The following is a 12,974-nucleotide window of genomic DNA, read 5'->3' as shown; positions in this document are numbered from 1 at the left end:
TGCTTGCCAAACAGCTTGCACCGTGGTTAACTCAACTTCGTTTAAAACCACCAGCCAATCCAAGTGCCAAGGCTGAGCAGGCTCAACGAGCTTACCGAGAGCATCGCCAAATCGCCCCAAGTTGGCCACCAGCGGCGACGTGGCTTGACTGCATGCAGCGCCATCCAGAAAAACACCAAACATGCCATAATCAAAATAATTAAGGTTGTGCGCCAGATCGAACGTGGCTCGGCAATAATTGGCATGCCATCAGGGCCAAATTGATCGGTTACTGGGTAAATCCCAATCGAAAATGTTTGCCAGCCTGGGAAATTCAAGCCACCAGTAAACGAATTCATCCCAGGCCACCAACCACCACCGCCAGCCGCCATTGGCACTGCCTCGAATGCTCGCATGGTGGTAATAATTCCGCCGTTGCTTGGCCCCGACAAGGTGCCAATGCTTGAGGCCAAGGCGCTGATTGGATTGGGAGCTAAGAGGCCTGTTGGTACAGGATCGCTAGTCCGATTAGTCCAGATCTCGGCTCCAGATAAAAATCCACCTAGCACCAATCCAATAATCACATAACTTACCACCGCTGCTCGTCCAGTTTTACCAGTCATGGCCGAAGCCCAAATGCCAAGCATGGCGCTAGTGATCGCGCTTAACACAATAATTGCTGCCGCCTGCAACACATGGCGCAGCGTAATCCCACCAAATAAAAAGACAATACTGCCTAGTGGAATTGCCGCCAGCAACAAGAGAGCAATATACGAAAGTGCTGAGATCAATTTGCCCCACAGCAAGCGGTGTGAAGGCAAATTTGTGGCGATCAACATTTCATAGGTTAGGCGTTCGCGCTCGCTACTGATGGCTCCAACGGTCACTGCTGGGGCAATTAAAATTACTAAAAACAGCAGCATAAAGGCTAAACCTGCAAACAAGGTTTGGCCAATTTGGGCGCTGAAGATCGGCATGCCGGTTTGTTGGCCACTGGTAGCCCGCAGAAACAAGCCATAGCCAACCAAGCCTAAACCGAGCAAAAAGCCCGTGAGCAGGATAAACGCTCGACCACCACGCATGCGCGAACGAAGCTCTTTGACCACGATTGGGTTGGGTTGCAAGCTCCAACGACGGCTCACTGCACGATTGCTCATACTCGTTCCTCCATACCATGGTCATTGACAAGCTGCAAAAACAGCCGTTCCAGCGAATCGTCCTCACGATGAAAATCGGCAACTGGTAGCTCGGCCCGCGCTAGATTGAGCAATAATTGTGACGCTTGCTGCTCATCACCATCAAATTCGACCTCGATCAGCTTGGGCGTGGCTTCGGCTGGTTCGAGCACCCGCAAAACTCCCGCTTGAGCAGCAATCAAGCGCATCGCCCGATCGAGATCATCGAGCACTTTAATTTGCAGGGCCGGACGGCTGCGTTGACGTAAGGTTTCGAGCGAGCCTTGAGCCAATAATTGGCCACGCGCCATAATCCCAAAATCGGTGCAAATATCTTCAAGCTCATTCAAAATATGCGAGCTAAGAATAATCGTTTTGCCCATATCGCGCAGGGTGCGCAACAATTCGCGCAACTCAACCCGCGCTTGGGGGTCAAGGCCACTGGCTGGTTCGTCGAGCAACAAAATTTTGGGGTCGTGCACCAAGGCATGAGCCAAACATAAACGTTGTTGCATACCACGGCTCAGGTGTTGCACAAAGGCATTGCGCTTTTCGCCGAGATCAACCAAATCGAGCAAGCCATCGACCGTACTTTTGCGCTTAGCTGGCTCAATGCCATGGCAACGAGCATAGAAATCAAGATATTCCCAGACCCGCAGATCATCGTAAACCCCGAAGAAGTCGGGCATATAGCCGACGATTGCTGCCGCCGTACTGGTTTTTTGAATTAGTTGGCCATGCAGAAATACTTGACCACTGCTTGGCTCAAGCAAGCCTGCTAACATCCGCAAGGTTGTGGTTTTGCCTGCACCATTGGGTCCGAGAAACCCAAAAATGCTGCCAGGTGTGATATTCAAATTCAGCTTGTTGACCGCAGTGTATTTGCCATAACGCCGCAATAAATCAACAGTTTGGAGGGCTAATTCGCTCATTTGACTACTCCCGAAAGCACTGGCCCAACCGAGAAGCAACCCCACAACCCCGCCGTGGTATCGACTGCTGGATCAAGGGTGTAGCGGGTGCGTAGGTTGCCTTGTTGCAAATAGGTGCTGGGGCTGGTCGTCAGATCAATCGCCCCATTTTTGAATTCAACGGCATCCCATTGGCTGGTTGCCCAGTTATACAGTTCGTAAGTTAATTTATTGGGCGTGACCATCCCACCATCGATTGTTGGCAAGAGCCGTAGCGATTGGGCCTCGATTGAACTAAATGTTGTGGGCAGGCTGAGTTGAATGATGCCGGTTTTTTGCGAGATGCTGATACCAGCCCCACGGGCACTGGTTGTACAGATTGAACCCATCCCCATCCCTGGGTCATCTTCTAAGGTATAGCCAAACCAATTATTGGTTAGTTCGACCGTATTTTGGCTATAGCGCAGTTGAGGATATTGAATCAGCAGACTGCGTTGGGTTGCGGCAAAGCGTTTTTCTGGCAAATCGATCACGGCTTGATTGAAATCGACGAACGCCACAAATACTGCATTCCGATCAACGCTGCCATAGCTGTTGGGCAGGGCAATATCGAGTGCTTGGGTTTTGGCCAACAGCTCACGTGGCGGGCCAAATTCAGTTTGATAGCCTGCATCAAGCTCTTTTTGAAACAACAAATAGCTTGCCCCCGACATTGAGGGATTGTTGTTAATTTGCAATTCGATCGATTTTTCAGCGCCAGGCTCGATTGTCCCAAACTTTTGAGCATTGCCTAACATAATAAACGCCGCATCATTTAAGCTGTAGGTACTGGTATTTTTCACCTTACCGATAATTTTTTTACCTTGCATGCTGATTTCGATTTGCACATGCGGCGCATCGCTGATATCGCGTTCGTAGGCAAACATTTCCATTGACCATTGATTAATTGTTAAGTTACGAATATCGCCTGGCTGATGGCTGTAGAGCGCTCGGGTGGCGTTAATTCCACCATTATTACCCATATTGGGGTTGACCAATAATGGGCGAGGATAGGCTCCATGCTTGATTGTAACTTGATAGTCTTCACGGACTGGCGAGAAAATACCCGCATAGCCCAAGACCGTGGCATTAGCTTGATCATCAGGGTAAATCAAGGCCACATCGTGAACCAAAATATCCGTGCCTCGTTGTTTCGAGCCAATTCCATAGGCTAACACAGCAAAAATCAACGTTAATGTCGGAATTGTCAGCCATGCCAAGGCCATGCGATCAAGCCGCCGTAGCACAAGGTAGGTCACTGGCCCGGCCAAAACAATATAAATTCCCAAGAGAATTAACAGCGTTTGCAGTGGAGGCAAATCGAGCGCTGGCAAATTGTTCAGCAATGCAGGCGCTGCACTATCACGCAACATACTTTCGCTGCTGCCAGCACCCATCCAGCCTAGATCTAGTTGTTGTGGAAAGAGCGAGGCTAGCAGATTTTCATAGCCACGCCACGCCGTAAATTCGGCTTGATCAAGATTAAAGGCACTGGCAATCACGAAGCCACGGCCAACCGAGCGCTTAACTAACAGCGGCGTTTGCGCTTGTTTGAGGCTGGTCGCTGCCTGCTGATTGGGTTGAAGTAAGGCAACATTCAAACTTTGCACATTAAATGGCTGACCAAACACTTGACTTAGGGTTGTGGTGTCAATCGTTTGCTGGCCAGCAACTTGAGCTGGTTGGAGTTCGGCTGGTAAATCTTCGAGCAGATTTGGCTCGGCGACCAACACTCCGCCGTTGTTGACCCATTGCTTGATCGCTTGCTGTTGCTCAGGCGTTAGTTCGCCCCATGAACGCTGATTGAGCACAATCCCACTCAGCATATCGAGGCCAATCTGCACATCAGGCAACTGCTGGCTATCAGTGGCAACTAACACGACTTTGGTTAATTGCGGCAATGGTTGCTCCAGCAAGGTTGCGACCATTGGGCGGTCAGTTGAGCGTAATTGTAGCGTAGCGGTTTCGCGCTTCTCGCCATTTAAATACATGGCCATCGGCACCCGAAAGGCCTGATCAAACTGGCCATAGACCAAGGTTTCTTTTTGCGAACCACCTGGCACATCAAGCTCAACATTGTAGTTGCCAATATGAATTTCGACCATGCGATCTACACCAGTATTGCTGACCTTGACGCGCAACGCCATCCACTCACCAGCGCGATAAACCGTGCCAAAAACTGGCTCAACCTGCCAAACAAGCCCATTTGATTGTTCTTGGCTCGATGCTGCACTGATCGGTAGGGCTATCAGCAACAGCAGCCAACACCAGCGTATCCAGCGCATACCATGCTCCACACACTAAAATCGATTCGGCTGTTGCTATCATAACGGATAGCAGGCCAATTGTGTTCCCTTTTTCAAGTAACTCTCAGCAATATCAGCAAGATATCAGTTTACTTGGGCGAGGCATGGTTGGTTAATTCGCAAGCAATACGCTGGATACTCAATTGGTTAAGCGAAACACTGGCAGCAAACAGAGAAAGATCAATAGGTTGGTACTAAAGGCAATGACCCACGGTTGATACCAATGGCTGCGAGCGGGATCAACCTGCATTTGTTGGTTTGGATCAGGGCTTATCGTCTGGGCGTAGCTTTGATCGAGCCAATAGTTCATCACCAACGCATCGTGAACACAAAGCGCCAGTAGTAGAATCACATGATATTGGCGTACAGATCCCCAACGATAGCTCAATAGTGCAGGCGCAAGAAAATGTATTCCCGTCATAACCAGAATTACCACCGTTGCCCCAGTCATCAACATCATAAAACTTTTAAGCATTGGTGCTCGTCGATTGACCCATTGACTGCGTGGGAAGGCCCAAGCTTTAAACACCACCACAAACCAAATTGCCATGATAAACCCGATAATCCAAAAGATTAGTTCAATCAGTGCGCCGATGGGATTGATGCCACAAGCAATTATTATCTGCTGCATAGCTGCCTCGCTGCTCGCTAATCGATCATTTGGAAAAACAAAGCGACTATGATCGCAATTAATGTATTCGATTGAAGCGCTACGACCCACGCAGCTTGATATTTGCTTGGTAGCACTTCAACCTGTAATTGCTGATCATCACTTAGGCTGATTGCTTGAGCTTTGGGTTTGAGTGACCAGCGTTTGATTAATAATGTATCGATAATACAAACGATGGCCCAAATAAAAATTTGATAAGAATAGAAAAATCCAATTTCTATCATAAGCATAGAACTGGGTAAAACAGAGAAAGAGAATAGAACTAAGCCAATGACTATTCCGGCGATGAATGTTAATCCAAAACTATCGAGAAATAATGAACGACGAGGTGACCGAGGAGTTTTGGCTAAGAAAAACCATTTAATCCCTAAAGTCATTGCAAAGGGAATGAATACGATGAAGAATACAATGACATAGCCAAATGGATTGTAGCCACAAGCAATTACAATCTGCTGCATAACTGCTCCTTGCGCTCATTTAGCTCAACACAAATACACTGACGAAGAAAAAGAGTAAACTACCAAGAATTGCCGCCGCAATCGCAAACAAATTAATCATTACAGCAATTTTGATTGGCGATTCATACATCGTTGGCTTATGATCAACAACTTGAAGCTGACCGACTGGATCACGATTAATTGCTTTGACCGACCGTTGCTTGATAATCCAGCTCATGGTGAGATAATCCAGCATCATGCAGCCGATGAAACTGGTATAGATCGTGTCAGGTGAGCGAAAAACGACATAGCTTAACCAAATAACAAGCAGGTTGCCGATAGTTAAACGGATGCCATCGAGCCATGCCGAGCGATCAGCGAACCAATCATAGAACATTAATCCCATTGCTTTAGCCCAAATCGTCGCCGCTACGAGCAGGCTGCTCCATAACCAGGCGGTTGTTGTTGAAATTCTGAAAGCCCATGGAGTTACACCACAGGCAATGCTAATAACATTTGGCATATGATAGCTACTTTCTTGGTATGTTAAGGTTGGGCAGCGATCATCACGATTGTGCCACGGTCATAATCAGCAACCAACAATTGGCCTTGCGGGTCAATCACTAAACCAACAGGGCGGCCAAAACCACTGGCGAATGGCTCAATCTGTTGAGTTTCGGCATCCATGCGCACGATGCTATGGCCACGTAGTTCTTGGCTATACCATGAACCTGATAAGCCAATGAAGGCATCGCCGTGATAATTGGCCGGAAATGCTGTGCCCTGATAGAACACAATTCCGGTTACGCCGCTATGGGCGGGCAAAAGCGCAACTGGCTCGTTGGTGCTTGCGCAGTTGGCGGCATCGCCGCCGCCATCAGCGTCAGGCTGGCGCTGGCCCCAACAACGCGGCCAACCATAATCGGCTCCAGCCGTAATCCGATTAACTTCATCGGGCGGGAGATCGTCGCCAAGGCCTTCGCGCCCGTTGTCGGTGGCATAAAGCTGTTGCTGTGGATCGAAGGCTAAACCAAATGGCATGCGCAAACCAGTTGCATACACGCTCGATTCGCTGCCATCGGCGCGAAAACGCCGAATATAGCCCTCTTGAATTCCGGCGGTTGCCGTATGATCGGCACGTGTACCCACGCCGAGATAGAGCCAACCCTGAGCATCGGAAACCAGCGTGGCCGCCTCAATTTGATCAGGCAGATCGCTTAATAAAACCGTTTGCTGATCGACTATGCCATCGCCATTGCCATCGCTCAAGCGCTGAATTTGGCCTTGCTCGACCACATACAACGCCTGCTCGAACCAATGCAAACTCAACGGCTTGTTGAAGCCAGTCGCATACTCACGGGGTGGGTTGGTTCCGTCGCTGATCAGTACGTTGCCTGAGCGTTGGGCAATATACAAATGCCCTTGGGGATCAAACGCTAGTCCAGTTGGCTGATCGAGGCTAGTAATGATGGGGGCAATTGTGAATCCTGCTTCGATTTGGAGTTCGGCTGGTGGGCTGGTTGGTGGATTATCCGAGGAGTAATTGCCTGGAATTGAGCAAGCTACCAAAGCCAAGCCCAAAACCAAGCTCCAACTTCCATGTTTGACCCGTTGATAGGTATGCCAAAAAGCAAGCATCTCTCTCTCCAAATTGATTCGCTGTGGTGCTGCTAGATTACAACCTGCGATGCGCCCATGCAAGCACCAATTTGGCCTATTGATCGTTAGGTAATGCTGGAGCATTAATTGGTTTTGAGCATTCAAATTGGTGAATAGTGGCTTTAGGCTGATTAACCAAAAAGCGCCCAACACCAGTAATTGGTGCTGGGCGCTTGAAGTTGAGCCGAATTAGTTTTTGGTCACTAATGGCATGTAAACGGTAAAGCTTGGAGTTGAAGTTGCATTAACTGTTACGCTATCGGCAGTCAAGTTAATGTTGCTGTTGAGTACAGCGGTGTTACCAACGCTACCAACGAAATTGCCCACGCTGCGCACAGCAATGGTGTAGGTTTTGCTGGTATTTGGCGCAAGGCTGCTATTGACGCTCGCGGTTTGGCTGTTGACCGTCAAGCCACCAGTTACGCCAACAATTTCAAGATTGCTGTTGATTACGTCGCTCAAGCTAAAGCTGCCTTCAGCCGTGCCCGTGTTGCGAATCGTCAAGGTGTAGGTGAAGACCTCGCCTTGTTCGACGCTGGTGCTGCTGACGGTTTTAGCTGAGGTATTGAAGTTGGCGGTTGGCTCTGCGCCCAAATCGAAGCCAACCACAATTGGATCGTGGTCGGAAGCACGATAGGCATCGTTGTTGTATAAGCTGACGACCTGACCAGGGCTCTTGAAGTTGGTGTTGTAATCCAAGGCGATTGGTTCGTCGGCGTTGATGTGCAATTCTTGCACATCAGCAACTTGGCTGAACAACGATGTGCTAGCCAAGGCATGGTCAAGCGAGCCAGTTTGGCCATCGAAAATGTATGAGTAAGCTTCGTCGCCAAGCAAGGTTTTGGGAATATTGACATAGCCAGCGTTGCGAATAGCGGTGATTGGATCTTCCATGGCGTATGAGTTTAAGTCGCCAATGATCAAATAGTCGCTATCATCAACATTGGTTGGGTCGGTATTCAACCAAGCCACTAATTCTTGGGCAGCAGTTTTGCGAGTCAGGTTACAGTTGCCTTGACCATCGCCCAAATCGGGGTCGCTTGGCACTGGGCTGACGTTATCGGTACAAGCGCTACCCTTCGACTTCAAGTGATTGACCACCACGGTGAAGGTTTCGCCGCTGCTGGTTTCGGTAAACGATTGGGTCAAAGCTGGGCGATTACGGCCAGTTGTGCCGCTACCAGTGGTGAAACTGCCGAATGCGCCCGTGTTGAGCACAGCGGTTGTACCAGCCAAACTTACTTTACCAGGTTTGTAGATCATATCGACTTTGATTGCATCAGTACCAAGGATATTTGTTTGGCCTGTGCGAGCATCAACATCGATTAATGCATAAGTACCTGGTGCGGTCGCTGCATTCAAGCGATTGACCAAATCTTGGACTGCACTGTTGTTGCCGAAGCCGTCGTTCTCAATTTCCATCAAGCCAATGATATCGGCTTGGGTCATGATAATCGCGGCAACGGTTTTATCAGCTTGACGTAAGAATTCAGCGCTATTTTCAGCACCACGGCAATCGGTAGCTGAGCCACCAACCCCGCCAGTACAATTGCCATTGCCAAAGGTGTTGAAATAGTTCAACACATTGATCCCCGCAACCCGTAATGAGCCATCAAGCTCAAGCGAGGTTGGGCGTTGGTTTTCGGCTACGAAATTAGGCGATTGGGTTACGCGCACGCGATAATTGTTGGGGCTAGCGCTATTACCACCCCATGTGTAGGTCATTACACCTTGCAAGTTGGTAATGCTATCGCCAGCCCGTAAGGTGTTGGCAGCGCTCAAGCCAGTGCCACCACGACCAAACAGAATTGGATCAGCATTCTGGTTGTTGAATGGATCATCAAGGATGATTTTGTGCAAGTTGTTTTGAGCTTGCAACGCCAAAGCTGGCGCACCTGGTGAAACGACATTGGTTGGTTGCATCAAGCGCTCGTTGAGCGACAAGGTGACTTGGCCGAAGCGAGCCAGCAAGTAGTGCTCTGAGACAACCAATTTTTGGTTGAACTGCACAAGCATACCTTCATAACGCTCAGCATCAGTGGTTGAGGCAAATGGCAAGCTAACTTGGGTTGGGGTAACCGTGTTGGTTGTGCCACAAAGTTCAACCGTCAAAGTTCCACTCAATTGAGTTTGGCCTTGATTTTCGCCAGCCGTGCCGGTTACGCGCACGACTTGACCAAGGCTAACTTGATCAGCGCCGCCGTTGAATACGAAAATACCATCAGAGGTTGCAGTGTTGCTATCGCCAGCATCTTGCAAGTAGAAACCACGCAAAGCTGGTTGAGCGCCTTCAAAATCGGCTACCACCGTTCCTTGGACGGTTACAACCGAACCATTCGAAGGACTGGTTTCGCCAGTACCTTGAACTTGGCCGATTGGGGTAACCGTGCCACCTGAACAGGTAAGGCCGGCAGCATTAAAACTAAAGCTGTAGTCTTGAGCCATTTGATCAGGAGTATCGTCTTGATCGGTCACTTGGCTAGCAATAACCGTCACGGTACAAGCATCATTCATCGCGAAATCGCTGCTAGGATCAAGCACATAGCTGGTTGGGCCGCCAGTAACGCTAGCCGTGCGAGTGCCGCTGGTACAGCTGATGGTGTACCAGGTATCAGTCGTGGTGACTGGTTCGCTAAAGGTAAGCGTGATGTTTGCATTCAAAGCCACATTGTTAGCAGCATTGGCTGGCACAGTGCTGGCAACGGTTGGTGTAACATCTGGTGGAGGAGGTCCACAAGTTACTGCGGTGCTGGCGCTGTTGCGTGGGTCTGAGGGAGTTAACAAACTGAAATCAGCAGTATTGTTATCAGTATCAGTACAACTTGAATTATTGCGTTGAGCACTATTATTGGCGCTAGGCGCAGCCACAACTGTGCCTTCAACAAACTCATTCGTAGCACCACCAAAGCCAACTGAATCGATGATTGTGCCTGTATTTAAAGCGCCGTTACGGATCGCGAAGCCGCCACCCGTGCCAGAAATACCGCTACCAAAGGTCGTATCGGCGGTAACTGTGCCATCATATGAGGTGGCACGGCCTAAGAGATAAAAACCACCAGCAGGAATCACAACTGAGGTTGTCCAACTGGCAATTGAAACATCATTTACCCCAGCAGCAGCACGATAAACGACGCGATGCCCATTCAAATCAACTGGATTGGCGCTGATATTATGAATTTCGATAAATTCATCATCAGCAGTACCACCAGCGGTTTGGAATTGACTAATGACAAGGGAGGTTGATACAGCACTGGTTGGAGTGGTGTATGTCGCGGACAACGAAGTACCAATCAACGTGAACAGCATCGTTAACGCTGTTAGGAGTCGTAAACCCTTAAATTGCACAGAATCCTCCACGATTCATGTAGAAACGCCGTCCAGAACAACTGTGACGGCTAACCAACGCGGGAACCTTCAGTTCTGAAATGTCATGCTGCATAAAGAAGATAAACCGCATGTCAATGCTGCTTTAACTGATGGTTAAATCTTGTAGGGTCTGAGTGTACCATAGACATAATCAACGGGCAACTTAGGCCAAAAGTACCCCCATATTTCTCAGCGAATCTTCATTGCACGATGGCTCAGGCTGTGCTACCATGCCGCACTATGGAGATGCAAAACTTGCCACCTAGTGGCCCACCAACTCAACGAGCAAGGTTGCTCAGCGCCCTACGTTCAAGTCGTGCGATGCAAAAAATTCGTCAATACCAGACAATTTTATTGGCTGGTACGTTCTTTGTTTTAGCTGCAATTTTTGGTCTCAATTCGCAATCGACGATTGAATCGCCTTCAGGTGCGGCTAGCCCAACCAGTTTGGCTCAGGCAACCTTGGCTCCAGCTGATGGCTCAATTACGCCAACCTTGGCAACCAGCACCGAAGTTGCCAATACGCGCCCAACTCCCACCGATGTGGCTGGTGTAGTAGGGCCGCCAGCGCCTGGTCGGGCAACGCCAACCAACGAGGGTGCCTATCCCCCGCCGATTGGTCAAGGGCCGACTTCGACAGTTGATCCGTTTCCAACCTTGCCAGTTGGTGGCACGACGATTCCGCCATTTCCAACCAGCAGCACTGGCAATCGGGGCACAACTGCGCCAACCCAAAGCTCGGGCGGCTATCCCACGCCAAGCTCAAATAGTGCAACTCCAGCGCCAACCAATATTCCGGTAGCAACCGATGAATTGCCCTTCCCAACCGAAGAGGAAGAAAATCCCAAGCCAACCGAAGATCCCTTTGAAGCAACTCCCGATGCAACCGAGGAGCCGTTTGAAACCCCAACCGCTACCCCAACCGAGGGGCCAACTGCTACCCCAACCAATACGCCAACGCCTACACCATTGCCTTACGATCTGATTCGGGGTAATACTCGTTGGACATTGGCTCAAAGCCCAGTCAAAATTCGCCGCGATACGATCATCGCCAAAGGCGCAAGTTTGACGATTGATGATGGCGTGGAAGTATTGCTCGATGCTAATACATCGTTGGTGGTTGATGGAACGTTGACGGCGACTGGCGCTCGTTTGCGCAAGAGCGGCAACAGTTTCTGGAAATCAATCGTGGTTAATAATGGCGGTCAGGCTAATTTGAATTGGGTTGATGTGCGCGGCGGTGGCTCCGAAGGTGTGCTGATTTCGGCCCTTGGGGGCAATACAATCATCCAAGATAGCGTCTTTGAAGAGAATAAAGGCCGTATGTATATCAGCGGTGGCAACTTCGATATGCAACGCAGCCGTGTGGTTGGCTATGCTCCAATCAGCGCCGAAGTGCGTGGCGGCAAGAGCCTACGTCTATTCAGCAATGTGATTAACAACACAGCCACCGACGGCGCAACTGGTGTGAGTCTCAGTACAACTGCCGATGATGTGGAAATTATTCTTGAGAAGAATAGTTTCCGTGGGAGCAGTGGTACGAATGTTCGCGCTCAATTCAACCAATCGTTGAATGCGGTGTTTCAGTGTAATAGCTTTAGCGGCGGAGCCTATGGCTTGCAAATCAAATCAACCGACCCAACCTTAGATGATTCACGGATTTTGATCAGCGGCAATAGCTTCCAAAGCCACAAAAACTATGGCCTGACTGGCGATGTTGGTTTTGATGCCCGTAACAACTGGTGGGGTGATGCTTCAGGCCCATATCATCCTGAGCAAAATGGCGCTGGTACAGGCGATGCGGTTGGGGTTAATTTGACCTTCAGCCCATGGTTGAACGCCAAACCAAGCTGCGCTCCCTAAAAGATCGATTTTGCAACAGCCTCAGTTTTATAACTGGGGCTGTTTTTATTTTGGTGCATTCTCGAACGTTGGTTTTGCCCATGAGAATCAGCCGAACGGTGGATGGAACCCTTCAATTTAGTGGTATAAACTAAGGCTCGGGCTGGGATAAAAAGATGGTAGTTTTGCGCAGGAATGTGAAATTTGACAAGAATGCCAAAGCTGATTATAATACCACGGCACTAAACAATTGAATAACGAAATGCAACACAAACCAAATGTTGTAAACCACCTGCCCAGGTGGCGGAATTGGCAGACGCGCTACTTTGAGGGGGTAGTGGGAGCAATCTCGTGTGGGTTCAAGTCCCACTCTGGGCACCAAAATCGTTATTCAATCAGATGGGTGATTAGCTCAGTTGGTAGAGCGTCTCGTTTACACCGAGTAGGTCGGGGGTTCGAGTCCCTCATCACCCACCATTGCCACTTTAGCTCAGTTGGTAGAGCATGCGACTGAAAATTGCAGGGTCTCCGGTTCGAGCCCGGAAGGTGGCACCAAATCAAACCACTGGTTGAAAAACCAGTGGTTTTTT

9 protein-coding genes and 3 tRNA genes are annotated in these 12,974 nt (G+C 49.4%); 4 read left to right on the top strand and 8 right to left on the bottom strand.

All coding sequences use genetic code 11. The features are described from left to right. Window positions 1-41 precede the first annotated feature (41 nt). The 8 genes from ABEB26_RS07305 to ABEB26_RS07270 all read right to left on the bottom strand — a co-directional run bounded on the left by ABEB26_RS07305 (window position 42) and on the right by ABEB26_RS07270 (window position 10,521). Window positions 42-1,136 (bottom strand): ABC transporter permease, encoded by a 1,095-nt coding sequence (locus ABEB26_RS07305; protein ID WP_345721310.1) that lies wholly within the window; start codon window positions 1,134-1,136, stop codon window positions 42-44. After that, window positions 1,133-2,086: an ABC transporter ATP-binding protein gene (locus ABEB26_RS07300; protein ID WP_345721309.1), complete on the bottom strand. Its 954-nt coding sequence runs from the start codon at window positions 2,084-2,086 to the stop codon at window positions 1,133-1,135. The genes ABEB26_RS07305 and ABEB26_RS07300 overlap by 4 nt, the downstream gene beginning before the upstream one ends. Next, a complete protein-coding gene (locus ABEB26_RS07295) occupies window positions 2,083-4,389 on the bottom strand; it encodes a hypothetical protein (protein ID WP_345721308.1) in 2,307 nt (768 codons plus the stop codon). The genes ABEB26_RS07300 and ABEB26_RS07295 overlap by 4 nt, the downstream gene beginning before the upstream one ends. A gap of 160 nt (window positions 4,390-4,549) precedes the next feature. Then, the gene (locus ABEB26_RS07290; protein WP_345721307.1) at window positions 4,550-5,041 is read right to left on the bottom strand and encodes a hypothetical protein; all 492 of its coding nucleotides are present in this window, start codon (window positions 5,039-5,041) and stop codon (window positions 4,550-4,552) included. A 17-nt stretch (window positions 5,042-5,058) separates the two neighbouring features. Beyond that, the gene (locus ABEB26_RS07285) at window positions 5,059-5,538 is read right to left on the bottom strand and encodes a hypothetical protein (protein WP_345721306.1); all 480 of its coding nucleotides are present in this window, start codon (window positions 5,536-5,538) and stop codon (window positions 5,059-5,061) included. 19 nt (window positions 5,539-5,557) lie between these two features. Continuing rightward, window positions 5,558-6,040: a hypothetical protein gene (locus tag ABEB26_RS07280; protein WP_345721305.1), complete on the bottom strand. Its 483-nt coding sequence runs from the start codon at window positions 6,038-6,040 to the stop codon at window positions 5,558-5,560. Between the two features lie 23 nt (window positions 6,041-6,063). After that, window positions 6,064-7,155, bottom strand: coding sequence for a PQQ-dependent sugar dehydrogenase (locus ABEB26_RS07275; protein ID WP_345721304.1), 1,092 nt, complete (start codon window positions 7,153-7,155; stop codon window positions 6,064-6,066). A gap of 210 nt (window positions 7,156-7,365) precedes the next feature. Further along, window positions 7,366-10,521 (bottom strand): ExeM/NucH family extracellular endonuclease, encoded by a 3,156-nt coding sequence (locus tag ABEB26_RS07270; protein ID WP_345721303.1) that lies wholly within the window; start codon window positions 10,519-10,521, stop codon window positions 7,366-7,368. Window positions 10,522-10,788: 267 nt separating this feature from the next. On the opposite strand from ABEB26_RS07270, the gene ABEB26_RS07265 reads away from it, so the two are divergent. The 4 genes from ABEB26_RS07265 to ABEB26_RS07250 all read left to right on the top strand — a co-directional run bounded on the left by ABEB26_RS07265 (window position 10,789) and on the right by ABEB26_RS07250 (window position 12,939). Beyond that, a complete protein-coding gene (locus tag ABEB26_RS07265; protein WP_345721302.1) occupies window positions 10,789-12,405 on the top strand; it encodes a right-handed parallel beta-helix repeat-containing protein in 1,617 nt (538 codons plus the stop codon). 273 nt (window positions 12,406-12,678) lie between these two features. After that, window positions 12,679-12,765 (top strand) — tRNA-Leu (locus ABEB26_RS07260). A gap of 20 nt (window positions 12,766-12,785) precedes the next feature. Further along, window positions 12,786-12,861: transfer RNA gene (locus tag ABEB26_RS07255), tRNA-Val, on the top strand. 2 nt (window positions 12,862-12,863) lie between these two features. After that, window positions 12,864-12,939: transfer RNA gene (locus ABEB26_RS07250), tRNA-Phe, on the top strand. Window positions 12,940-12,974 lie beyond the last annotated feature (35 nt).

Origin of the sequence: Herpetosiphon gulosus (genome assembly GCF_039545135.1) — a bacterium.
Lineage (GTDB): Bacteria > Chloroflexota > Chloroflexia > Chloroflexales > Herpetosiphonaceae > Herpetosiphon > Herpetosiphon gulosus.
This window is presented reverse-complemented; position numbering and strand designations above follow the sequence as displayed.

What these genes read in the sequence shown, in the direction of transcription:
- ABEB26_RS07305 (WP_345721310.1), bottom strand. Translation starts at nt 1,136, where the DNA reads ATGAGCAATCGTGCAGTGAGCCGTCGTTGGAGCTTGCAACCCAACCCA.
- ABEB26_RS07300 (WP_345721309.1), bottom strand. Translation starts at nt 2,086, where the DNA reads ATGAGCGAATTAGCCCTCCAAACTGTTGATTTATTGCGGCGTTATGGC.
- ABEB26_RS07295 (WP_345721308.1), bottom strand. Translation starts at nt 4,389, where the DNA reads ATGCGCTGGATACGCTGGTGTTGGCTGCTGTTGCTGATAGCCCTACCG.
- ABEB26_RS07290 (WP_345721307.1), bottom strand. Translation starts at nt 5,041, where the DNA reads ATGCAGCAGATAATAATTGCTTGTGGCATCAATCCCATCGGCGCACTG.
- ABEB26_RS07285 (WP_345721306.1), bottom strand. Translation starts at nt 5,538, where the DNA reads ATGCAGCAGATTGTAATTGCTTGTGGCTACAATCCATTTGGCTATGTC.
- ABEB26_RS07280 (WP_345721305.1), bottom strand. Translation starts at nt 6,040, where the DNA reads ATGCCAAATGTTATTAGCATTGCCTGTGGTGTAACTCCATGGGCTTTC.
- ABEB26_RS07275 (WP_345721304.1), bottom strand. Translation starts at nt 7,155, where the DNA reads ATGCTTGCTTTTTGGCATACCTATCAACGGGTCAAACATGGAAGTTGG.
- ABEB26_RS07265 (WP_345721302.1), top strand. Translation starts at nt 10,789, where the DNA reads ATGCAAAACTTGCCACCTAGTGGCCCACCAACTCAACGAGCAAGGTTG.